Source organism: Thalassobacillus sp. CUG 92003 (assembly GCF_013618635.1).
Lineage (GTDB): Bacteria > Bacillota > Bacilli > Bacillales > Halobacillaceae > CUG-92003.
In genome coordinates this window covers 241,150-263,956 of record NZ_JABLSJ010000001.1, presented here as the reverse complement: position 1 = coordinate 263,956, position 22,807 = coordinate 241,150, and the positions used below count along the sequence as shown (strand labels likewise).

Annotated in this window: 25 protein-coding genes and 1 pseudogene; 1 reads left to right on the top strand and 25 read right to left on the bottom strand. The window is 45.3% G+C overall.

All coding sequences use genetic code 11. From position 1 onward, the window contains the following. Positions 1 to 51: 51 nt before the first annotated feature. From HOP45_RS01205 to HOP45_RS01150, 12 genes are all read right to left on the bottom strand, one after another. The gene (locus HOP45_RS01205; protein WP_181347024.1) at positions 52 to 942 is read right to left on the bottom strand and encodes a nitrilase-related carbon-nitrogen hydrolase; all 891 of its coding nucleotides are present in this window, start codon (positions 940 to 942) and stop codon (positions 52 to 54) included. 249 nt (positions 943 to 1,191) lie between these two features. Continuing rightward, positions 1,192 to 2,664 carry a CoA-acylating methylmalonate-semialdehyde dehydrogenase gene (locus HOP45_RS01200; RefSeq protein WP_181347022.1) on the bottom strand — a complete coding sequence of 491 codons (1,473 nt, stop codon included), beginning with the start codon at positions 2,662 to 2,664 and terminating at the stop codon, positions 1,192 to 1,194. A gap of 848 nt (positions 2,665 to 3,512) precedes the next feature. Next, positions 3,513 to 4,133 (bottom strand): hypothetical protein, encoded by a 621-nt coding sequence (locus HOP45_RS01195; RefSeq protein WP_181347021.1) that lies wholly within the window; start codon positions 4,131 to 4,133, stop codon positions 3,513 to 3,515. Next, complete coding sequence (locus HOP45_RS01190) at positions 4,130 to 4,642, bottom strand: RNA polymerase sigma factor (RefSeq protein WP_181347020.1); 513 nt, start codon at positions 4,640 to 4,642, stop codon at positions 4,130 to 4,132. The genes HOP45_RS01195 and HOP45_RS01190 overlap by 4 nt, the downstream gene beginning before the upstream one ends. A 256-nt stretch (positions 4,643 to 4,898) precedes the next feature. Beyond that, positions 4,899 to 5,237 (bottom strand): DUF3139 domain-containing protein, encoded by a 339-nt coding sequence (locus tag HOP45_RS01185; protein WP_181347018.1) that lies wholly within the window; start codon positions 5,235 to 5,237, stop codon positions 4,899 to 4,901. A gap of 61 nt (positions 5,238 to 5,298) precedes the next feature. Continuing rightward, on the bottom strand, positions 5,299 to 5,592 hold the full coding sequence (locus HOP45_RS01180) for a DUF4306 domain-containing protein (RefSeq protein WP_181347016.1): 294 nt from the start codon (positions 5,590 to 5,592) through the stop codon (positions 5,299 to 5,301). Between the two features lie 76 nt (positions 5,593 to 5,668). After that, positions 5,669 to 5,959 carry a hypothetical protein gene (locus HOP45_RS01175; RefSeq protein ID WP_181347015.1) on the bottom strand — a complete coding sequence of 97 codons (291 nt, stop codon included), beginning with the start codon at positions 5,957 to 5,959 and terminating at the stop codon, positions 5,669 to 5,671. Further along, entirely contained in the window at positions 5,956 to 6,321 is a 366-nt protein-coding gene (locus tag HOP45_RS01170) for a zinc metalloprotease (protein ID WP_181347013.1), read from the bottom strand. The genes HOP45_RS01175 and HOP45_RS01170 overlap by 4 nt, the downstream gene beginning before the upstream one ends. Next, the gene (locus HOP45_RS01165) at positions 6,318 to 7,706 is read right to left on the bottom strand and encodes a hypothetical protein (protein WP_181347011.1); all 1,389 of its coding nucleotides are present in this window, start codon (positions 7,704 to 7,706) and stop codon (positions 6,318 to 6,320) included. The genes HOP45_RS01170 and HOP45_RS01165 overlap by 4 nt, the downstream gene beginning before the upstream one ends. After that, the gene (locus HOP45_RS01160; protein WP_181347009.1) at positions 7,690 to 8,451 is read right to left on the bottom strand and encodes an ATP-binding cassette domain-containing protein; all 762 of its coding nucleotides are present in this window, start codon (positions 8,449 to 8,451) and stop codon (positions 7,690 to 7,692) included. Before HOP45_RS01160 ends, HOP45_RS01165 begins: the two co-directional genes overlap by 17 nt. Before the next feature lie 72 nt (positions 8,452 to 8,523). Next, positions 8,524 to 8,790, bottom strand: coding sequence for a hypothetical protein (locus HOP45_RS01155; protein ID WP_181347008.1), 267 nt, complete (start codon positions 8,788 to 8,790; stop codon positions 8,524 to 8,526). A 968-nt stretch (positions 8,791 to 9,758) separates the two neighbouring features. Beyond that, the gene (locus HOP45_RS01150) at positions 9,759 to 10,097 is read right to left on the bottom strand and encodes a winged helix-turn-helix transcriptional regulator (RefSeq protein ID WP_181347006.1); all 339 of its coding nucleotides are present in this window, start codon (positions 10,095 to 10,097) and stop codon (positions 9,759 to 9,761) included. A 130-nt stretch (positions 10,098 to 10,227) separates the two neighbouring features. Between HOP45_RS01150 and HOP45_RS01145 the strand changes: the two genes are divergently transcribed. Continuing rightward, on the top strand, positions 10,228 to 11,283 hold the full coding sequence (locus HOP45_RS01145) for an LLM class flavin-dependent oxidoreductase (RefSeq protein WP_181347004.1): 1,056 nt from the start codon (positions 10,228 to 10,230) through the stop codon (positions 11,281 to 11,283). 48 nt (positions 11,284 to 11,331) lie between these two features. On the opposite strand, the gene HOP45_RS20600 is transcribed toward HOP45_RS01145, so the two are convergent. The 13 genes and pseudogenes from HOP45_RS20600 to HOP45_RS01090 form a co-directional block, all read right to left on the bottom strand. Then, entirely contained in the window at positions 11,332 to 11,772 is a 441-nt protein-coding gene (locus HOP45_RS20600; RefSeq protein ID WP_255437434.1) for a hypothetical protein, read from the bottom strand. Between the two features lie 99 nt (positions 11,773 to 11,871). Continuing rightward, entirely contained in the window at positions 11,872 to 12,126 is a 255-nt protein-coding gene (locus HOP45_RS20595; RefSeq protein WP_255437433.1) for a class I SAM-dependent methyltransferase, read from the bottom strand. Positions 12,127 to 12,138: 12 nt separating this feature from the next. Beyond that, entirely contained in the window at positions 12,139 to 12,582 is a 444-nt protein-coding gene (locus HOP45_RS01135) for an NUDIX hydrolase (RefSeq protein ID WP_181347002.1), read from the bottom strand. Positions 12,583 to 12,659: 77 nt separating this feature from the next. Beyond that, the gene (locus HOP45_RS01130; RefSeq protein WP_181347001.1) at positions 12,660 to 13,910 is read right to left on the bottom strand and encodes an MFS transporter; all 1,251 of its coding nucleotides are present in this window, start codon (positions 13,908 to 13,910) and stop codon (positions 12,660 to 12,662) included. Positions 13,911 to 13,981: 71 nt separating this feature from the next. Further along, a complete protein-coding gene (locus HOP45_RS01125) occupies positions 13,982 to 14,590 on the bottom strand; it encodes an ArsR/SmtB family transcription factor (protein ID WP_181346999.1) in 609 nt (202 codons plus the stop codon). Positions 14,591 to 14,654: 64 nt separating this feature from the next. After that, positions 14,655 to 15,188: a GNAT family N-acetyltransferase gene (locus tag HOP45_RS01120; RefSeq protein ID WP_181346997.1), complete on the bottom strand. Its 534-nt coding sequence runs from the start codon at positions 15,186 to 15,188 to the stop codon at positions 14,655 to 14,657. An 18-nt stretch (positions 15,189 to 15,206) separates the two neighbouring features. Next, positions 15,207 to 15,656, bottom strand: coding sequence for a helix-turn-helix domain-containing protein (locus HOP45_RS01115; RefSeq protein ID WP_181347343.1), 450 nt, complete (start codon positions 15,654 to 15,656; stop codon positions 15,207 to 15,209). A 519-nt stretch (positions 15,657 to 16,175) separates the two neighbouring features. Further along, on the bottom strand, positions 16,176 to 16,307 hold the full coding sequence (locus HOP45_RS20590; protein ID WP_255437432.1) for a hypothetical protein: 132 nt from the start codon (positions 16,305 to 16,307) through the stop codon (positions 16,176 to 16,178). A gap of 552 nt (positions 16,308 to 16,859) precedes the next feature. Beyond that, complete coding sequence (locus tag HOP45_RS01110) at positions 16,860 to 18,011, bottom strand: amidohydrolase (protein ID WP_181346996.1); 1,152 nt, start codon at positions 18,009 to 18,011, stop codon at positions 16,860 to 16,862. Positions 18,012 to 18,025: 14 nt separating this feature from the next. Beyond that, the gene (locus HOP45_RS01105; protein ID WP_181346994.1) at positions 18,026 to 20,149 is read right to left on the bottom strand and encodes a helix-turn-helix domain-containing protein; all 2,124 of its coding nucleotides are present in this window, start codon (positions 20,147 to 20,149) and stop codon (positions 18,026 to 18,028) included. Positions 20,150 to 20,177: 28 nt separating this feature from the next. After that, positions 20,178 to 20,834: a DUF1028 domain-containing protein gene (locus HOP45_RS01100; protein WP_181346992.1), complete on the bottom strand. Its 657-nt coding sequence runs from the start codon at positions 20,832 to 20,834 to the stop codon at positions 20,178 to 20,180. 3 nt (positions 20,835 to 20,837) lie between these two features. Next, positions 20,838 to 21,796: pseudogene (locus HOP45_RS01095) on the bottom strand (ABC transporter ATP-binding protein). Continuing rightward, the gene (locus HOP45_RS01090; RefSeq protein ID WP_181346990.1) at positions 21,747 to 22,775 is read right to left on the bottom strand and encodes an ABC transporter ATP-binding protein; all 1,029 of its coding nucleotides are present in this window, start codon (positions 22,773 to 22,775) and stop codon (positions 21,747 to 21,749) included. Before HOP45_RS01090 ends, HOP45_RS01095 begins: the two are co-directional and overlap by 50 nt. Positions 22,776 to 22,807 lie beyond the last annotated feature (32 nt).

Below are 22,807 nucleotides of genomic sequence, written 5' to 3'. Positions count from 1 at the left end.
TATTTTTCTTTGCTCTATGCAGAACTTCTTCTACTCACTGTGTCTACTGTTTTAAGGGAGAAGTTCGCCCATCTTTTCGTACGTTTCCGGCCGGCGATCACGATAAAATTGCCATGTGTCACGAACTTCTCGAATAAATCTCTTGTCCATTTCACCCACGATCACTTCGTCTTGATCCCGGCTGGCTGTAGCGACGAAATTCCCGCGCGGATCAACCAGGTAGGATTGACCGTAAAACTCGCCCATATTCCATGGACCTTCATAACCGACACGATTGATTGCCCCCAAATAATAACCATTAGCTACCGCATGAGCCGGCTGTTCCAATTTCCAGAGGTACTCCGATAAACCGGCAACCGTTGCAGACGGATTGAAGACAATTTCCGCTCCACTCAAACCGAGTACTCTAGCACCTTCGGGGAAGTGACGATCATAACAAATATAAACGCCTACTTTAGCAAACGCCGTATCAAAAACGGAATAACCTAAGTTCCCAGGTTTGAAATAAAATTTCTCCCAGAAGCCATACCCTTTATCTCCCACGCCAACTTGAGGAATGTGGTGCTTGCGGTACTTTCCTAGATAAGAACCATCTGCATCAATAACGGCCGCAGTATTATAGTAGGTAGCAATCCCTTCTCTTTCATAGATGGGCAGCACAATGACCACGCCCAGCTCTTTAGCAAGTTCCTGAAAGCGGATCGTCGTCGGTCCATTCGGAATTTCTTCTGCAGCGTCATACCATTTCGGACTCTGTTCCGAGCAAAAGTATGGACCATAAAAAATTTCTTGAAGACAAATGATCTGAGCCCCTTTATCCGCTGCTTCCCTGACGAGTTTAATATGTTTTTCGATCGATTCCTGCTTATGGACCTCCACCGGTTCGTTTCCATCAACATCATGAGACGCTTGTATTAAACCGATTTGCACTTTATCAGACACATTAACTCCTCCTTTATGTACCATGTAAATGCTTAAGTACGATTGTCAGAAAACGCCCCAGCCCTATCTTTTTTCTGACCATCCTCCCATTTTTTTAATTTTCATAATATTTTGTAACATATTCATACTTTACATGATTTTAATAAAAAATCCATTATACATAATGTAAAATGTTTCTCTTGGTGTGCTGTATGTTTCGTAAAAAATGAAAAGCGGAAATCCCTGAGAGACTTCCGCTTTTCATAGCTATCAGTACCACCGCTGTGTGAGCATTTTTCGCTTCGTATAAAAATTCAATCCATCTTTCCCGTTGGCGTGAAGATCACCATAGAACGATTTTTTATTTCCAGAGAATGGGAAGAAGGCCATAGGAGCAGGAACATTGACGTTCACACCAAGCATGCCGGCGTCCATCTCTTCCCGGAACTGTTGCACAGCCCCGCCACTCGACGTATAAATGACAGCACCGTTTGCGAATTCTGATTTGTTCGCGGTTTCAATGGCCTCGTCGAGCGTATCCGCTCTCACGATACTCAGGACTGGAGCGAAAATTTCATCTTTCCAAATCTTCATATCCTCCGTCACATAATCAAAAATAGTGGCGCCTAAAAAATAGCCGAATTCATTGTCACGAAGTTCGACCCTGCCATCACGGACTAGTTTCGCGTTATCCGCCTCTCCCGCTTCGATATAGCTAAGCACACGGTCCCTGTGCGAATCACGAATTAAAGGCCCTAAATCCGTCTCCTTGTCTAGCCCGTTTCCAACATTAAGGTTATCGGCAGCTTCCTTCAATTTCGCTACAAGCTCGTCGGCCACATCACCGACGGCTACGACAACGGAACAAGCCATACAACGCTCCCCAGCACTACCAAAGGCAGCGTTAATAATACCTTCAACAGATTTATCCAGATTGCAATCTGGCATCACGATCGAGTGATTTTTCGCTCCTGCCAAGGCTTGCACACGTTTCCCATGGTTGGCAGCCGTTTTATACACGTGCTCTGCCACCGGTTGAGAGCCTACGAAAGAAATTGCATCGACCTCCTCGTGCTCAAGCAACCCGTTCACAACATCATGCGCCCCGTTCACCAAATTAAGCACGCCCTTTGGCAGACCTGCTTCATGAATCAGTTCCACTAACATTTTCGCTAAAATCGGCGTGCGTTCCGAAGGTTTCAATACGAAAGTATTCCCACATACAAGGGCAAGCGGGAACATCCATAACGGCACCATCATCGGGAAGTTAAACGGTGTAATGCCCCCGACAACCCCGACCGGATAGCGATACATACCAGAGTCGATCCCTTCCGCTATGTCAGGTAAAACATCCCCCATCATCAAACTCGGAGCCCCAGCCGCAAACTCCACACACTCAATGCCACGTTGAACTTCCCCAGACGCATCCTTATACGTTTTCCCGTTTTCCTGGGTCAACGCTATTGCTAAATCTTCACGATTATCTTCCAGAAGCTGGTGGTACTTGAACATGATACGCGCCCGCTTCGGGACCGGCGTTTTCTTCCAGCTTCTGAACGCTTCACGCGCCGATTGTACAGCTTTATCTACATCCTCATGCGATGAAATCGGAACACTCGCTATGACTTCTCCTGTAGCAGGATTGAACACTTCCTCCTGTTGATCTCCTTCAGACGAAACCCATTCTCCATTAATAAAATTCTGAATAACTAACTGATTCGATTTTGAGAACGTTGTCTCCATTTTTTCACCTCGATTGAAAGATTCTCTTCCTTTTGAAGCTTCCAATCTAGTATAAATTCAGAATATTTTTACATCAATGGACGAAGTGTCAAATGAATCTGCACTTAAATTAACAGTGTGACATGCTTTGCTAAAAAAATTGGGTGGGGTGGCTTGTATTTAGATTGTTGGGGAATGTAAGACGTTACTTCTGGCTCGTATTTCGTCTGGGGCACGTAAGCTTCTTGATTTGGCATGTAAATGGCAGGTTTTTGGACTGGTTTTCTGCAGACTGGAGCGGTAATGTGCTATTTCGGCATGATCCTTGTTCGCTCCTGCTCGTAATTACCGGGCATGCTCTTGTGATGCTTGAATATTGCTTGTTTTGGCTTATATCTAAATCAGATTGGATTATAAAACCCCTCCTCGGAGGGATTTTTCTTGATAGCCAGGGGCGGGGATCGTATTTCGGAATGAGGGAGTCATAACTGATTGGACATGGCATTAATGCTGTCTTTCTGGATTGTATTATTTGCTTGGCACGTAAACTTCTCGATTTGGCATGAAAATCTCAGCAATTGGCGTGGTTTTTCTGCAGACTGGGGCGGTGGTCCTCTGTGTCGGCATGAAACACTCCCAATTCGGCTCGTATTGCCTATGCCCGCTCTTGTGATGCTTGAATGTTGCTCGTTTTGGCTCGTATCGCTCACGTTTCAGCTTATATCCAGCTTAGTTAGAATCGTAACCCCCCTCCGCAGAGGGATTCTTTTTGATAGACAGGGGCGGGGGATCGTATTTCGAGCGGAGCGGACTATATCTGAGTAAAAATGGCATGTAATGCTACTGGCTTATACGCTTCACGATAAACGTCAATCTCCTCCCACTTGAAGGACGACATCTCCATAACGTATCCCATCCAGCTCCACTACATACCTCCACAACCCTTTTGAAGGGAGGTCAAACGTTGCTGTGAATCTTTCAAGTGTTTGATAACCTGGGGAAGGTTCAGAAATCAATGTGGGTTGAACAGCTGTTATTTTCTCGCCCGATGTCTTATGATAAGCGTAAACCGCCAATTCTTTACCTTCGTACGTTTCAAATTGTTCCTTAAAGCTAAAAGTATATCCAAATGGTTTTCCTGAAGTCAGATTAGGGTCTGGTGAAACGTCAAAAAGAACCTTATCGTCTTCGGTATACTCAGTGCTTACCTCCCAATCACCTTCTGTAGGACTTTCATTCTCACCTGAAAATGGCTGTTGAAAATACGGCAAATATAAAATTGAAAACAAGAGGACCGCCAGCAGACCAACCATGCCTAAGCCAATTTTTTTTACAGGGAGTTTCCACTTATTATCCTTATTCTTTTTATCCATGTCATGCATGAGATTGTGATGAATGTTATCTTGAGCTTGTTTAGTGTAATCCGGGTCTGGAAGCGAACCAAGTTCATCAATTAGTTCATCAAAATTATGATCATTTTGATTTTTCATTGTGACAGCCTCCCCTTTACTTTTTGTAATGCTTTGAGTGCTCGATGAAATGTTATCCGAACTTTGTTTTCGTTCCACCCGAGAATGTCTGAAACTTCCGTTACGGTTAGGTCTTTAATCCCTCTTAAAATAAGTACATCTCTATAATTTTTCTTCAATGAGAGAATGGCCTTGTAAAGAATTTCTTGTTTCTCACTTATGAGGCATAAATCTTCTGGGGTCATATCAAGCTTCGGCTCATCTTCGTTGCCAAACGATAATGTATGTTTCAAATGTAATCGTTTTTGTTTTCTTATTTCATCAATACCTACATGCCTTGCAATTCCGAACAGCCAGGTTTTGGGCACAGCTCTCCCATCATACGAGTCTAAGCCTTTGATGGCACGATAAAATACCTCCTGCACCAAATCTTCAACATCATGGGACCCCGTAAAATAAATTAAATAATGGTAAATATCTGTACTGTACATATAAAACCATTCGGATATTTTATTTTTGTCAGTCTCCATTCGTTAACCCCCAATACCATTCACCTCTGTTAATTAGTCGGAATACAATCAAGATTATTTCACTTTTTTCACAAAAAAAAACGCGTCGGTGTTAAACGCGCCTACTCTAATAAATGCATATATTATATATGTATTACTATGTGAAGAGCCATATCAATACTAGAATGACAGCTATTATACTCCAGAACATAAATTGTTTATTTCTCAAGCTTTCACCTCCATCTATCAGAATTGATATTGGAAGACTTAATTCAATTTAACTTTCTTGATGTTTTAATGCTTGCTTAGTTCCTTTATTGACGTAACTAATTTGCTTTAATTCTTTTGTATTTTTATGGTAGGAATAGAAATACTCAACCTTTGGTTCATCGGTAAACGTAACAACGGATGAATATATCACTTCATCTTGTCCCATATTTACAACATATATGTCTGCTATGTCCTTCTCGGTATCGTAGCCTTTTTCCGATAAGTATGAAGTGGTAGCCTTTTTGAGTTCGTTTTTCTCTGGATTCGCCATAAATAATCGACCGCCATTAAATAATACAAATACTATAACAAACATGAGAACAATATATTTTTTCTTGATGGTCATCCCACCTTTGTTTATTTAAGTAAATCATTTAGCTCGTAATCTATCAACTAAACAAAACTGCTCATTTTCCCAGAAACTTCACAAGCCTGACGATTTGATAAATGAAGAACCCGATTATGTATAACCCGAAAATGACACAGAGATAAGAAATGGGATTATTTTTTAATCCTATTAGAAAAACGTCAATCGGATAGATGTCGCTACAGTATTGCACAGTTTCTGGAGTGAAGATGAATTTCGGCTTACATTCAGCTTGCGGCAGATAGGCAATCTTTGATGTTAAAAAGAATGAATACAAATAGGTGAGCAAGAACATTGGAATACTTAAAATCCACAATAGCCACCACTTTTTCAAAACGAACCACCTCCAATTAAGTGTAATTTTACACTTAATTGGAGGTGGTTACAATTCATTATTGTGCTGGGTCCTTTTAAGTCGTTCTGTGACTGCTCTCGTGCCTTCGAGAAGTTAGGCTGTCCATCACATAATACAATACGATTCCAAGAGCGATAGAAATGACGAAGCCCATCGCTGTCGTTTGGGAGTTGAATTCATTTCCGCTTACTTGAACGGCGTATAGTTTGGCATTCATCACTTCAGGTTGGGATAGAAAGTTCGTATTACCGCTGAACCGGATGATGAAGGGTGCGATCAAAATGGCCAAAATGTACAGCAGTGCTACACTGACGCCACTCAAAACGGATTTAAATAGTTTAATCATTTTTTCTGCCCCATTTCTTCTAGAGATTGAATGATGTTCTTGCCATCTGGCAGACTTGGGTGCATAAAGAGCAAGTTGAATAAGGCGGTAAGGAGAAAGATGGTGCTAAAGTTATCGCCTCCGGTATTGATTAATAGAATCGCTAAACCCACCGGCGCCAGGGGGCCAGCAAGTGCCACAATCAGATTGGATAACGGATTCGGATATTTTTTATGAATGACGTATAGGTACTTTATGTTCAGCTCCATTTTAAACTGAAAAATATATCGTTGCTCCTTGAGATTAATGGCCATTATGGCGAGCATATGGCCTAATTCGTGAACGATCGCAGTGAGTAATACGGCTAATATAAACGGTATCATTTTATAATCGGCTTCCTGACATAGAAAAGCTTAATCACCATCAAAAAGACAACGCTCATAAGGGCGTAGAATATGGTCAAATGACTCTCTGTACTTAGGTAATTTCCAAGCACAAATTCCAGTAAACCTACAAAAATGAGCGTGCCGATCAGTGCTGCGGCCTTGTTTCGTTCGTTGATGACAAAGTTGAACCCTACCCAAACGGACACAAGGGTGACAAATAAGATGGAAGCGACTGCATTTAAACCAAACGCGAAATTCTGGTTCAGCGCTATGTAATTGATGAGCACGAACGTAAGGTGAATGGCTACATTGATTCCTAGAGCCATGCCTAGGCGCGGCAACAAAAATGTTAGGGCACGATCGTTCAAATTGTAAAAAGCAAGGTGATGTTCCCTGTAGTGCATCCCGATATAAAGGGGCGCAATGATCATGATTTCCTTTACACCTATATTCAGAATAAATGAATAGAGATAGACAAACGTTGTTGCATCAAACATCAGGTGAAACGCGAAGGTGACGATGATCAACACCAGGAATGTAAACACCAATTCACGCAATAGCCCAAATCGGTAATAATATAGAGCATCTAACGCGGCATGGATCATGGGCCGCTTTTGCGGTAAAGTATAGCTTTTTGTTTCCTTAGAAGCAATGCTGTTTTGACTGCTTTTGAATAGCTGCATCAAAAAACCAGTCGATAATTTCAACATAGAGACTAGCGACAGGGCAGTTATTAAAACAAGACCAGCCCCTAATAAAAATGAGGAGCCTGACATGGATGAGAGCTCACGCAAGGCAAAAAAAGTCAGCCATAGCAAGGTTAAAAATAAGATGGCATGCAGATAAAAATTGTCATGATACTTGTTTATCAACTTATAGCAAATTCGCGTGCTCACCATCCACGTGGAAAGTGAAAACAGGAAGACGATCGTTAAACATATAAATAAGAGCAATAAATAAAGGACGACCGCATTCCCCTGCAGATAAAAAGCCACTAGAACAGGTGAATACGTTAAGAAAAACAACACTTGAAAGAAAACATATAAAGGAAAATAACTCGCTATGATCAGCTGATGAGCTTTCACATGTGAATTAAAAAATAAACCGACAACATTGTGATCCCCTAACTTCCCTCGCGAAAAGATGATGAGAAAACACGTAAAAAGCAAGCTTAAAATAGCTGCTGCATGAACAGTGTCACCGACATTCAACGGAAACGAGGTCAAGTACCTGACGACTATGGTAAAAAACAACGTATAGAGGAGAAGTGCCGATAGCGAACCTGTCAGCATCGGCAAAGGGTAACGAAAGAACAGCCTTTTCATGTTTTTAGTGTGCTTGGGCAGTTCGACCCGTCTGATCACTTCAATTGTAGAGTTCATTTATGACCTCCTCTACATGTTGATAATAATCCTGATTGACAGATTGATAGATTTGTTCCACGTTCATCGGCCCTAATCGATGGTAGATATTCGTTTTGGAGTCGTTGAGTTTTTTATCGCCATTACGCAAGATGATCAGATGATCGTACAAATCTTCACCAAAATTAAGATGGTGAGTCGATAACATGATCCCCTTTCCGCGTTCTTTTAAAAGGGAGAGGGTTTTCTTCAGGACGATCACCATATCAGGATCTAACCCATTTGTTGGTTCATCAAATACAACATAATCGCTTTCTCTAAAGAGTTGCGAAACGATCTGAGTTTTTTTCTTATTCCCATGCGACAATTGGTCGATGGGGAGATCAAGATATTGCTCTAATTCAAAGATTTCAATGAACTTTTCAAGCAAATTAAGGTTCACCTTGGCAGGAAAGGTTTTTTCAATCAGCGAAAAATATTCGCGCGGCGTCAGATATTCAAATAAGCCTATACCATCTGAGATATAAGCCACGTGTTGTTTTAAATAATCAATATGGTTGGACTGGTTCATATCCACTGCTTGGCCATTGATAGACAACGACCCTGCGTAATCCATAAGACCGAACATCGACTTGATGATCGTCGTTTTCCCAGCGCCATTATGACCCAAAAGCAACGTAATTTCACCAGGGTTGATTTCGACATTGATATCTTTTAATTGAAAATTTTGTCCGTGATTCTTCTCTTCTATATTTAATAATAGCATCGAGGTCACCTATCTTTTCTTACTAGGGAAGCATAATGAGGAGAAAGCCAGGCTTTCCCCTCTCCCTATCAGTTAAGTACCACACTTGATTCGGACTTTCGCGCCAAGAATCTCAAAAGACCCTTCGAACGTCCCATCAACAAAGTGACTGCACGCCCACATCAACCCTGCCAGCGTCAGACCGCCTACCAGGACAATGATGGACACCGTAATCCAGACAGCGAGTGCGTTTTTTTGTTCGCCTTGCGTCACTTTTTCTTCAACCGTGTTCATGAAAGACTGCAGAAAGGTAAACAAAAAAGCACTTAAGAATTGAGTTTTCCCCATTATATGAGCCATGGATACCCTCCCTTCTTTAAAGCTAACCATAATTTAACATATCCTAACCTTTCTTAGGGACTAATTATGGAAAATATAACCATCGCGCTATTTTTGATGAAAATGATCGACGCAGACCAGAGGTAGAATGTATTCACTTCAATAGATTTTGTTATTTTTCCTGGGTGTAGTAATGAAATTATGACTTTTGATTTAATTGTAATTTGTAAATTGGTCTCAGAAAATCGGACTACATGCTATCTTACTAAAGAAAATTTCCAAATCAATGCTCTCTTCCCGGCTAGATTTCTACCCCGGGCATGTAAGATGCTCAGTTCGGCATGAACATTTCAGCATCTGGATTGGTTTTGCTTCGGATTTAGCGCGGTGCAAGCCGGATTCGGCATAAACCACTCTCAATTCGGCTTATTACCACCCCGCCCACACTCGGTTGGCTAATATATTGCTGTTTCGGCTCGTACCGCTTCCACTTCAGCTTATATTTGACGCTGGTTGACTCGTAAAATCCCTCCGTGGAGGGATTTATTCCTTATGAATCGGAGCTTGTCTTGTATATGGAGTAGAGTGGATTATATCTGCTCGGAAGTGGCTTATAATGTTCCCCTCCCGGATCGAATCCTTTGCCAGGAACGTAAGATGCTCAGTTCGGCATGGAAATTTCAGCATCTGGATTGGTTTTGCTGCAGATTGGCGCGGTGCAAGCTGGATTCGGCATAAACCATTCCCAATCCGGCTTATTTCCACCCCGCACGCTCTCGTTAGCTTATATTTTGCTGCTTTGGCTTGTACCGCATCCACTTAGGCTTATATCTAACGCTGGTTGAATCGTAAACTCCCTCTGCGTAATGAGTTTTTCATTATAGAAAGGAGCTTGGCTTGTATATGAAGCAAAGTTGATTATATCTGATAGGAAGAGGCTTATAATTTTCCCCTCCCAGATCGAACCCTTATCCAGGTAGTGAAGGGCCTTACTGTTCCATTTTGCTCTGTTTCCGTAAAGTATGGTTCGTTCCCCATTCGTGCATGGCTTCCAAAATAGGTTCTAGGCTTCTGCCGTAGTCGGTTATGGAATACTCGACTTTAGGCGGAACTTGCGGATAGACGACACGTGCAATGATGTCTTCTTCCTCCAGCTCCCTTAATTGTTTCGTCAGCATCTTTTGTGTGATGTCTGGCATGCTGCGCTTCAGTTCGTTGAATCGTTTGGTGCCTTCTTGCAAGAGGTATAATAAAATGATCGGTTTCCATTTTCCCACTAAAATACTTAAGGCATCTTCTACACGGCAATTTTCCGGTCGCTTCTCCACCTCTTATCCTCCTTGGTATCTTTTTAGATACTATACCACTTTTAAGTGCGTACTTAATTGAATGGCTATTATAGTCTAAACTAACATTGTATAGGGTAAATTCAAATGTTCTAGAGGAGTGAAAAAATAGATGGAAAACTATCGCATTGATCAAAGCAAGGGAATGGAGTTTGGAATTTATACATTGGGGGACCACCTCCCGGATCCGTCGACAGGCGAACGAAATTCTGCTGGGGAGCGCATTCATGAATTCATTGATTATGCGAAACTGGCTGAACAGGCGGGGATCGATTTTTTCAGTGTGGGGGAAAGCCACCAGGCGTATTTTGCGTCTCAGGCTCACGCCGTTGTGCTGTCGGCCATTGCTCAGGCTACCGAGAAAATCAAAATCGGGAGTTCGTCGACCATTATCGGCACGTCGGACCCGGTGCGGGTTTACGAGAATTTTGCGACGGTTGATTTGATTTCGAAGGGACGTGCCGAGATTGTAGCGGGCCGTGCGTCACGAACGGGGCTTTTTGATTTATTGGGTTACGATATTCGGTATTATGAGGAGTTGTATGAGGAGAAGTTTGATTTATTGTTAAAACTTAATCAAGAGGAAGTCGTGGATTGGTCAGGGGAGTTTCGGGCACCGTTGAAAAATGCCGAAGTTCTTCCCCGTCCCCAGAACGGATCGCTGCCGATTTGGCGTGCGGTCGGCGGCAGTCAGTCGAGTGCCATCAAAGCTGGACGCGCAGGTGTGCCCATGTTTCTGGCTCATTTAGGCGGACCTGCTTCAGCATTTAAACAAGCGATTGATGCCTACCGGGAAGCAGCGGAGCAGAACGGCCACGATCCAGCGCAGCTACCGGTGGCAACGGCTGGTTTTTTCTATGCGGCGGAAACGTCCCAGCAGGCTATACGGGATATGTATCCGCATATCAATGAAGGGATGAAGCGCGTGAATGGGCAAGGCTTCTCGAAACAGCTATTCGCTCAAGGGGCCGACCCTCATAGCGTCATGAACATCGGAAGCCCGCAGGAAATCATTGAAAAAATTCTGTATCAGCACGAAATGTTCGGTCATCAACGTTATATTGCCCAAATCGATTTTGGCGGAATGCCATTTGAGCATGTCAGGAAAAACATTGAGATCATCGGCACGGAGATTTTACCGGCTATTAAAAAGTACACAGCCAAATAAAGCCGAAGAGACAGGGTCAAATAATTCCTGTCTCTTCGGCCTCCCTGATTATCGTTTGATCCCAAGCTTCACCGTTACATTCCATTCTTCTTGAAAAACGCCATCCGGCTGAATAGCGAGCAGGGCATTGCTAAGATCGTGCTCAAAAGCTGCTATATGGTCGCCAAGAAAACGTTTTGATCCGTAAGACGTGGAGTACAGGTTGCCGAGGATGGATTCGATTGTCCAGGTGACGTCAAAGGGCGGTAACGAATGGACCTCAACGTCAAACTTCGATTGCGCTATGACCTCTTCGTGATCGACGGTTGGATGGTGATACGTCGTTTTGCCGGCTCGTCTCTCTGTTCCGTACCACCTTGTGATCACATCATTTAACTGTTCTTCCCACGGTGTCAGTTGTTTGTTCGGCTCGTAGTTATCAATGATCGCAACGCCGCCCCCTTCTGGAACGATGTCATACACCTGTTCCAAAACCTTGGGACGGTCCATCCAATGAAACGCTTTCGCGATCGTCACGAGCTCAAACGTAGCGTTGTTCTCCTGTTTATACTGATCTAAATAACCGACATACCAGTCGATGTTACCTAATCACAACTCTTGATGGAGACGTTGCGCTTCCTCAATCATCTCGGGTTCTGGATCGACGCCGACGATTTTTTCACACCAATCGGAAAACCTTAGGGCCAAACGCCCTGGTCCACATCCCAAATCAAGCAGGTTCTGCGTACCATTCAATGAAAAACGATCGACCAAAAAACGGATTAACGATGATGGATACGTCGGTCTGTATGTAGCATAATATGACGCTGCTCCTTTAAATAAATCGGGCCCATAGTCACTCATCATGTTCACCTCTTACAGCATAGGTTTAAGTTCCTCGACCTCGTTCCCACGACATTCCACGTAGAACGGTTGAATGGCTTCATTTAAGCAATACGCGATTCTCTGGCTGAAATTTTTCCACGTGACGCGTTCTAGCGCTTTTTCTACCGGAAAGAACCCAACCTCGAGGCTTTCGCTGCTTGTAGTCGGCTTTCCCCCGATGGCCTTGCCCCAAAATAAGGTATTGCAAATGGAGCGATCAACATTTTGGAACACGCCGCAAAAGCGAGTCACCTCAATGTCGATCCCCGATTCTTCCTTCGTTTCTCGAATGGCCGCTTCCTTCAGGGATTCCCCTTCTTCCACTTGCCCTCCGGGAATCTCCCAGCCACGCTTCGGTCCTTTGATTAATAAAATGTCACCGTGTTCATTGAATGTAATCGTAGCTGCGGAAACAATATGTTTGGGTGGTGCCATTATGCGTCCACCTACCTCCCTGCTTTTTTCCTTAGACATCTCTCATTATTACAAAACCCAATCGATGGCTCAACGACTTAATCAGCTTTTCGCAAAATCGGAAACGTGATAAATAAGAGCGTAGCGCTAAGCATCAGCGGGAAGGAACTCCACATCATGATAGTGTGAATCTGGATGCCCAGCCCTAATATGGATGATGTTGCAGCGTACGAAAGTGGGATCAGGCCTAACGAACCTGTGCGGATTAAACTCATTACGCGTCCGACTTTTTGTGGCTCGGAATACGCTTGAACCATCGAAATCAATGGAATATTCACAGCGGGGTTGATCATCCCGATAAAAACAATGATCCCGATCGCCATGATAATCGACTGTGTCTGGCTGAAGACAAGCATGCCCACACCCTGGAGGGCGATTAAATACAACGCGTAAGCCCCTCTTTTTCGTTTCAAGTTAATCAACCCGATCACAATCGACCCCATAATCATGCCAAACGTCAGGCCTCCCTGAACGAAACTGAAATCAACCGAATTACCGTTCAGGACGCCTTCCACGAAAATCGGCAGCCCCATCATAAGCGGACCTGAAATGAAGAAATTGACGATAACCGTGATAATGAACAAAGCCCTGAGCAATGGAGACTGCCACATATAGACGCATCCCTCTTTAAGCTGGTGCTTGAAAGGAACCTCAGGCCTTTCCTCAGCTTGCGGCTGGTCAGCCATTTTCTTAATAAACAAAACACCAATCCCCGCAACGCACAGTAACAAACTGATGACGATAAACAGCACGCTATAGCTGACGAGGCTGATCAACACGCCTGCTAGCAGCGGTCCGGTGAACAAGGCGACCTGGATCGCACCCTGAATGACCGAGTTGGCCCGCGTCAACTGGTCGGTTTGCACGACTTTCGGTAACAGCGAATCCCGTGCCGGCTCGAACAATCCCCCGAGCACACCGAAACACGCGGCATTCACAGCAAGCATCCAAATCGGAACTTCCCCTAACCAGAGAAAAAGGAGCGCCAACAAAAGGACGAACACGGCGCGTGACGTATCCGACACAAACATAATGAACGTCTGCCGGCTTTTGTCTGCAAGCACACCCCCGACTAACATGGAAACCATACGCGAACCCGTCAAACACATCAATACAATGCCAAGAGCTGCTTCAAGTCCGAGACCTTCCACGACGTACCAAGATTGGATAAACATAAACATCGACATACTCAAGCTTGATACGACAGTCGCTCCCGCTAATAGCATAAACGATAACGATTTTGATAAAGGAAGGACGATGCCTCCTTCAACTTTCTCGGCCTGTTGCATGACCCCTCACCCCATATCATTTTTTTACTCGGTAAAAATAAATTGACCGTTCGGCGAAAAAAGAGTCCGTTTTAAGACTCTCCTTTATTCTTGGTAAATTGACTTTCCTCAATTTGCAGCCCCAAAATATGAAAATAGTACAGTTTGGCATCAGGAGACGGTTCCGGCCGCTGAATGTCCGCAAGCTCCTCTATCAAAGCTGATAATTTCTTCTGCCAGGCCAAAAAATCTTCTTCTCTAGCATGAATTTCATAAGCACTGGAGCGATACTTCCACTCATCGGGATCCTTGGAGCCAGACGGATCTTCCAGTGATTCCTCCGGTGCCGACAGAATTCTCCGCTTCGATTGATCCAGCATGCTCACCATCATTTGCCTAACTGTTTCCGTCATCTCCGAATAAGGAAGCAGCGACGGATCAGGCACGAATCCACTCGAGACAGATTGATAAAACTTTTGCACAATGCCGTTCTTTTCTTCTTTGTGCACGATTTCAACCAGTTCATTTTTCTCCAGTTCTTTTAAATGATAATGAATCCGTGCTCTTGAGATCGAAAAGAGTTCTGACAGCTGCTGGCCTGTCTTCGGGTTTTCCATCAAGCGCAGCAGCAGCTCAGAACGGAACGGGTCACTTAGAGCCTTCAGTTGTTCATAGGTTGTTAATAATTTGATGTCTTTCATCTGTCCACTCCATTTACTCGGTAAAATTTATTTAACTGTAGTATCCTACAATATCCCGTTGATGTCAAACGCTCTCCCCCGAAGGGTTACAGTATTCCATGAGCCAGCACTCCCGATAGGCGCCCTCATGCCATTCGTGCTTGGGGAGCAGCTTCACTTTTTTGAAACCGCTCTTTTCATAACATCTGATTGCTCTCTCGTTTGTTACATGTGGATCCATAACAACGCGCTCCGCTTGTTTGTGGTCACATAAGAAAACCGCCATGGAACTGACAAGCAACGTGCCAATGCCCCTGTTCCAATAGCTTGGTTCTCCTATAAATTGATCGATTCCGTAAATTAATTCATCAGCGTAACCATAATCGTCACATACATAAAATTGAATATATCCGATTCTAACCCCATCGTACTCCACCATAAATCCCGTCACATCATCGTTGTGTTGAAAAAACTCGGTCTCTACTTTGTTCACATCAAACGGGCGATCGCGTCCTTCATAGAATTCCAGTACGGAAGGGTCCGACAACCACTTTGCTAATATCAGCTTATCCCTTTCTTCTAAGGATCGGACCCTTAGTTTGCTCTGTTGGAATAACAACGTAAAAACCTCCCCGACTCACTCCTCTTTGTACTTATCTTTGACAATACCTGAGCCAATCCCTCCAACAAGCATTAAAAATAAAGAACCGAAATTCCAGACAAACGACCCACTGATGGGAATGTCAACTCCCGTAAAATTATTTAACAGTAATATTCCGATCTTAATCGCTAAAAATGCAAACCCGAATAAGAACACGACATCAAACATGAATTTTAATCGCGGATAGGCCAATTGTTTACTATCTCTAATGACTTTCTCCTTCAATTCCTCATCACTCCTTAAAAGTTCATCAATGGTTAAACCTAAAAGATCACTTACCATGATAATGATTTCAATGCTCGGATAATTCTGCCCGTTTTCCCATTTGGATACAGACTGTCGACTCACATAAAGTTTTTCCGCAAATTTTTCCTGAGACCAGCCTTGCTTTTTCCGCTCACTCTTTAACTTCTCACCAAAATCCATATCAGCATTCACCTTCCTATAAGCTATACTCCATTTTGTAATGACGGGTGCTAAAAGTAAAGATACCTGTAGTTGCAAAGCCCTGCAACCCCTTGTTGCCAGGGCGATTTTCCTTTAATTGAGGGTTTATGTAATTTGAAAGGGTGCCAGCGAGGACGACTTGTATTAGAGATGGATTGGCACGAAAAGGTGTAAACCTGGCGCGTAAGCAGAGAGCAGATCGAGGTTTGGATTGAATGTGAATGGAATTGGAGCGAAAATAGGTTTCCCGACTTGTTATCCCTCGTTTTGGCACGGAAACCGAAATAATACAATAAAAAAATCCCACGGCTGTGGGATTTATCAGAGCTTTGGCTCGAAAGGCTCACTAGCGGCGTGTATTTTCTTTGAGTGCCAGTAACCAAACCTTGCTAGCTTCTAAGTTAGTCCGTGAATTTGGGGTGATTACTAACATACTCAACTTTCGCACCTATAAATAACGAATACGAACAGTCAGCTCTAGGAATATCAACTCTTAATTTATTTTTGCGAGTATGCAATAATGATAATATCCTCAGATGTTTCATTCTTCATTTGCTGCTCGAGCTGCTGGATTTCTTTGATTAACTCCTGTGATAGAGATGCAGCATTATATCCTTCAAACTGATTCATCTTCGTGTCCTCCATTTCTTTTTTCATAGCATCTACAAAATTGCTGATATTACCCGCTGTATTTTCGCTTAACACGCTACTCTCATTTTTTCCGGATTGTATTTGACTTGATTTGGCTTGTATGTGGTCTCCTTTGAAATGTAAATCTCCCGCGGCATATAAGTCCGGGTTTTTGGCATGAAAATTTCAGCATCCGGCTTGGTGAGGGCGCAAACTGGCTCGGTGTCACGCTGATTTGGATTGAAAACCCACAAATTCGGCATGTAAGCTAGCTCTGGATCTTGGTTTGGCATGTATCTGGCTTGATTTGGAACGCATCCTGAAATTCTAGCTTGTAATCCGCTCATTTCGGCTCGAAAGCCAGAGTCCAGCAATCAGGGATGAAGCGTCAGGATCGGTAAGTTGGCCTGAGGGATCGTATTTAACATGATTTGACTTGTATTTGGTCTGGATTGGAATGTAAACTCCCCGCGTCATGCTTATTCAAGTTCATCGCTCGAAAACCCGTTTAATGCCCATAAAAAAATCCCACTCCAATGGGATTTTTCATCGTTACAGCGACTCACTTCGGTAGACGACCTCCCCTTCTGTCATCGTTAACACAGCCTGCCCATTTTCTGTTAAAGGATGGCGGTTCCACATGACGAGGTCGGCATCTTTCCCTGTGGTAATGTCACCTTTCGTGGCCGATAGATTAAGAATATCAGCTGCATACGTGGTTACGCTTTTCAGGGCGGTCTGGGGATCCAGGCCGTGGGCAATGGCTTGCTGCAGGGAGGTTTGCAGCTGGTTAATGGGGACCACGGGGTGATCGGTTATGGTCGAAAAGGGGATGTGGTGCTCGGCGAAGGTTCGGTAGGCATCCCAGGTGAGTTGGTTCAGTTCGACTTTTTTTCGGCTGGACAGGGTGGGTCCGAGTGAGAACTTCACCTTATCCTTGTAGGTGGCGAGGGTTTCTGCGATGAGATATCCTTCTGTGACGTGCTCGATATGGAGGTCGAGGTCGAATTCTTCGGTCAGCCGGATGGCGGTCATGATGTCGTCGGCGCGATGGGCATGGATGCAGACGGGGATCTCTTGTTTGATGGCTTTGCTGAGCGCTTCGCGTTTCAAGTTGCGTTCGTGCTGCGAACCATGAGCGTTTTGAGCGTCGACCAGGGCATCTCTGATCAAGGCGGCGATGCCCATCCGTGTCATAGGAGCTTTGCCGTTTTTACCGTGAAAATTTTTCGGATTTTCACCCAGGGCCATTTTCAATCCGGCTACTTCGTTGATGATGATGTCAGAGAGCACATGATTCGGTTTGACTTTGACGATGGCGGTGATGCCACCGATCACATTGGCGCTGCCGGGCAGGACTTGGACTGTAGTAATGCCGGCGCGGGCTGCATCGTGAAAGCCTTGATCGAATGGGTTGATGCCATCGATGGCGCGCATGTGCGGGGTAATGGGGTCGGAAATTTCATTAAAATCGGAACCCTCCCAGGCGATGCCTTCTTCATCAATGCCGAGGTGTGTATGGGTATCAATCCATCCCGGGGTGATCACGCGGCCGGCAGCGTCGATGATGTCGTCGCATGGACTGGTATCGAGTTGAGCTTGAGGTCCGACTGCTTTTATTTTTCCGTTTGCGATGATGATGACGATGTTTTCCTGAAGCGGTTTATCGGCTGTTGCGATTGTGGCGTTAATGATAGCTAGCATGTTTGTCATCCTTTCTACCGGTTGTGGTTGTTGAGAAATTGATACACATGGTAGGCCAATTGGACATTGAACCATTCATCGGTGTTCGTGACGTCCATGTCTAAGATGTCTTGGATCCGGTTCACCCGATAATAAAGGGTGTTATGGTGAATGTTCAATGCGTCCGTGATAGTTTTTAAATCCTTGTCATACTTGACATATGCGGCCAATGTCTTCATGAGCTCGCCATTTTTCTTTTCGTCATACTGCAGCAACGGGCCGAGGATGTCCTCGATGAACAGACGCAATTCTTCGTTGCTATGCTGAAGCAAGAACCGGTAAATCCCGGCATTAATAAAACTGATGACACGCTGATCCGTATTATGACCGAGCAGTTCCAGACATTTCTCGGCGTCAACATACGATTGATTGACGTTCGACAAATGCTTATACACGCGCCCGATGCCAAGCTGGATCGGGAGGGTCATGGCATTTAACGTGTCTGCGAATGCTTTCATTTGGTCGCGGGCGTTCGCCTTCCCAGCTTGTTCTGAAAAACTGATCATCGCAAATATGTAGGATCGATTCATTGAGATGATCCCGTTCATGTCCCGCTTCTTCACTTCGTTTTCTAAAAATTGCACGGCTTCTCTTCTGCTGCGTTTAATATGTTCCGGCATCATGCCTTCTGCGCCATCGGATGGGAGCCTGCCTAAGATCATAACGTAATAGTCGGATAAATCAAGGCCGAGGTTGGAGGCCTGAACTTCCAGCATGCTCGGGGACTGGCCTGACAAAATGCCTTCCACCAATTCGCCTTTGGCACGCAATTCCGCTTCCTGGATGGCTTCTTCTTTCGTAAGTTCCAATGATAAGACGGTTGCGCCGTACTCGAACAGCACAATATCATTTTTAGCTAATTGATCTTCTTCGGTCCAGACACACATAAAGCCCCAGATGGACTCGACCCCGATGATGGGCAGGACGATCAGTTTTTCCTCCTGGAGCGGGATTATCTGCCACTTATGGGTTTTCATGACGTCCTGAACGCGTGGATGGTGCAAAAATCTCGGTGGAAGTGACTTGGTTTCTGCCACTTCTGTCATATAATACGGCTGCAAGAGCGCATCATAAATAATGAACGGCGATGGCACGGTCTGTTTCAACGTGTTGACGATGGCTTCGGCCCCTTCACCTCGTGCCGCGATATTCGTTAAACGATGGTGGAAGTCGGTCGTGCGCTGCATTCGTTCGTGTTCTTGGCGCAGTGCCTGCAGCGTCTGTTCGAATGCCTCGCGTTTTTTCCGTTCATTTTTATATAGGCGAGCATGCGTAATGACGATGGCGACGTGGTCCGCAAGCGTTTCTAATAGCAGCAGATCGCTATCCGTAAAAAAAGCGTTGGCTTCAAAGCTGTCGATGGTTAACACGCCGATGGTTTCATGTTGAAAGCGTAAGGGCACGGACATCATACAATCAGGGTACCGTTCCTGCCTGTGCTCGATCGCTTCCACATAGTACCGATGATTAGTCGGCGACATGTTGTTCATAGCCTGACGGATATCGTTTTTTCCGTTGATGATGATCGGTTCCCCTTTTTCAAAAACGCGTCCACTCACGCCTTCACCCGTTTTCAGGCGGGTCTTTTTATAACTTTCTTCCCGGAACCCGATGGCCGCCTGGACTAACAGTTTTTCGATTTGACTGTCGTATAAAAATAAGAAGCCGGTGTCGGCAAATTGGACCGCTTCGACGACCGATTGGATGACAACTTCCAAAATGTCATCCTGATACATTTCGGATGCCAGCGTTTTGGCTGTGTGCATGAGTAAATAGAGGAACTCATCGTCCTGTTTCTTGTGATCGTAGTCGAGCAGCAGGTTGATCCACATTTCCTGATCCTGAAAAAATTGATAGGCTTCTGTCTCGTCAAAGCTTGCCTCTCCCTGCATCCAGATGAAAAAATCCGTATAGGGAAAAACGACTTCTTGCGGGCTGAGGCGCAGCCACGTCTGAGAAGCCTGAAGGGGAAGCTGATACAAGGCATGCAGCGACATGGTCTGATCGCTTGCGAGTATCCGTTTATAATCGTTTTGGACAATACAGATCGATTGCTGCTGGTAGCGGTCTTTTAAGGTGTTCAAAATCGTTTGCTGCATCTTTTCACCCCAAATGATAGTCGAGCCTCTATAAGATTATCCCCTGCTTTACCGCATCTACCCACTCATAATAGCGTTCAATGAGCACAGATTTGTTTTTTTCATAAATACGCCGCAATTCCTGGACAGGTTCCTCATGGTCATCAACGCGGAAGTCGACATAAGGAAACTGATCGATATCCACCACTTTAATGACGGCCGACTGTTTGCCGCGGATTTCCCCGCCGGCTTCGTCGCCTGCTTTGAGCGCTTCTAATAACCTGACTTCGATCGGACCTGCCGCTTGTTGGTAAGCGTCAGCCATGGCTTCCAATACGTCCGGTCCGGTCAACAGGTTGCCGTGGACCGACCATTGATCGCCGATGATGTGGCCTTTGTATGCATCATTCTCCACACCGGTATAGGCACTGCAATTCCCGAATTGATCCATTACAGCGACTTGCCGCAATTCTTTTCCCGGGTCATGGATCAACAAATGGTTCAACGTATCGTTCGCCGTATAGCCTTTTTTCAGGTAGTTCAACCCTTCCTGGCCCAAAGGCGGGTTCACCCACCCCTGGGTGATGACAGCTCCGGTACCTGCTTCAATATGAGGCGAATGCGCGCCTACGCCCGGGAAGCATGTGGAGACGGCTGCCCCGAATTTGCCTGTTTCCTTACATCTCGCGATTATCGAAAAAGTCATTATTTACACCTCATGACAAGCCACATAATGGCCTTTAGTAATCTCTCTGAATGCCGGCATTTCGTGTTTGCAATAGTCCTGTGCAATGGGACACCGCGTGTGAAACGGGCATCCGCTTGGTGGGTCGTCGGGGCTTGGAATTTCCCCTTCGAGCAGGACACGATCCTTTTCATGATGAATATCCGGTACAGGCAATGAGGAAAGCAATGCCTGCGTATAAGGGTGTAACGGATTTTTATATAACTCATCGCTGTCACTTAATTCTACCATTTTCCCTAAATACATGACGCCGACCCGGTCGCTGATATACTGGACGACACTTAAATCATGCGCGATAAATACGTGAAATCATATTCTTGTTGCAGATCGATCAGCAGGTTGATGATTTGAGCCTGGATGGAGACATCGAGCGCAGCGACAGGCTCATCTGCCACGATGAATTTCGGCTTCAAAGCCAGAGCGCGGGCGATGCCGATCCGCTGGCGTTGTCCTCCGGAAAATTCATGCGGGTACCGGCGTCGATAATCTTCTGGAATGCCGACATCCTTCAATAGCTGTTTTACACGGGCTTTCCGCTCTTGTTTGCTCATCTGCGTTGTCGTCAGCGGCTCTTCGATGAGTTCTTCCACCACCATCCGCGGATTTAACGATGCATAGGGATCCTGGAAAATCATTTGGAAGTCCCGTCTGCGCTGCTTCAGTTTTTGCTTATCCCAAGCGTTCATATCTTCGCCTTCAAAATACATATGTCCTTCGGTGGCATCCACCAGGTTCATCAAGAGGCGGCCGGTCGTGGACTTCCCGCACCCCGACTCGCCGACGATCCCCAGTGTCTCTCCTTTATATACGGAGAAATCCAGCCCGTCGACAGCCCTTACCACACTTTTCTTCTGTAAAAGGCCATTGGAGACGTTAAAATGTTTCTTCAGGTTGCTGACGCGGACGAGTTCTTCGGTTGTCATCCTCGACTCCCTCCTTTTCCAGCCAACAGGCTACGGTATGGCCCGGGGTTTCGGTCGTTAACAGATCTGGCTGCTCGTTGCGGCATTGCTCCATCACGAAAGGGCAACGGTCGGCAAAGCGACAGCCTTCAGGCAAATCGTGCAAGCTCGGCGGCTGCCCTTCAATCGGCTGCAGTCTCTCGGCATGCCCGGGACGCGGAACAGAATGCAACAACCCTTGCGTATACGGGTGTTTCGGCCGGTCAAAAATGTCTTCGCTCGTTCCTTCTTCGACGATTTTTCCGGCATACATGACCGCCACCCGATCACACAGCTCAGCCACAACGCCGAGGTCATGCGTAACTAACATGATCGCAGTTCCGGTCTCATCACGGAGCCGGCGTAACAAATCCAGCACCTGGGCTTGAATCGTCACATCGAGTGCCGTCGTCGGTTCGTCAGCGATAATCAAATCGGGGTCGCAGGAAAGTGACATCGCAATGACCCCGCGCTGCCGCATGCCCCCGCTGTATTGATGGGGGTACTGGGACGCACGCTTATCAGGGGAAGGAATGCCGACTTTCTTCAACATTTCAACGGCCCGCTGCCATGCCGCTTTTTTTGGCTTGTTTTCATGGATTTGCGGCATTTCGGCAATTTGGGTGCCCACGTTATACGCCGGGTTCAACGAGGTCATCGGATCCTGGAATACCATCGAAATATGCTTCCCGCGGATCTTCCTCATCTCCGCTTCTGTTTTCTGCAGTAAATCCTCACCATGGTAAAAGACTTCCCCGCTCAGCTGTTCGCTTTTTTTCTGACCGACAATACGCATGATCGACTGAGAGGTGACGCTTTTGCCACAGCCTGATTCACCGACGACCGCCAGTATTTCGCCAGGTTTTATCCGCAAATTGACGCCATCGACGGCTTTGACGATCCCTTGTTTGGTATGAAAGTGGGTCTTCAAATCGTTCACTTCCATGATATATTCAGACATGAGCTGACTCCTTTCTCCCCTTGCACGTCTTA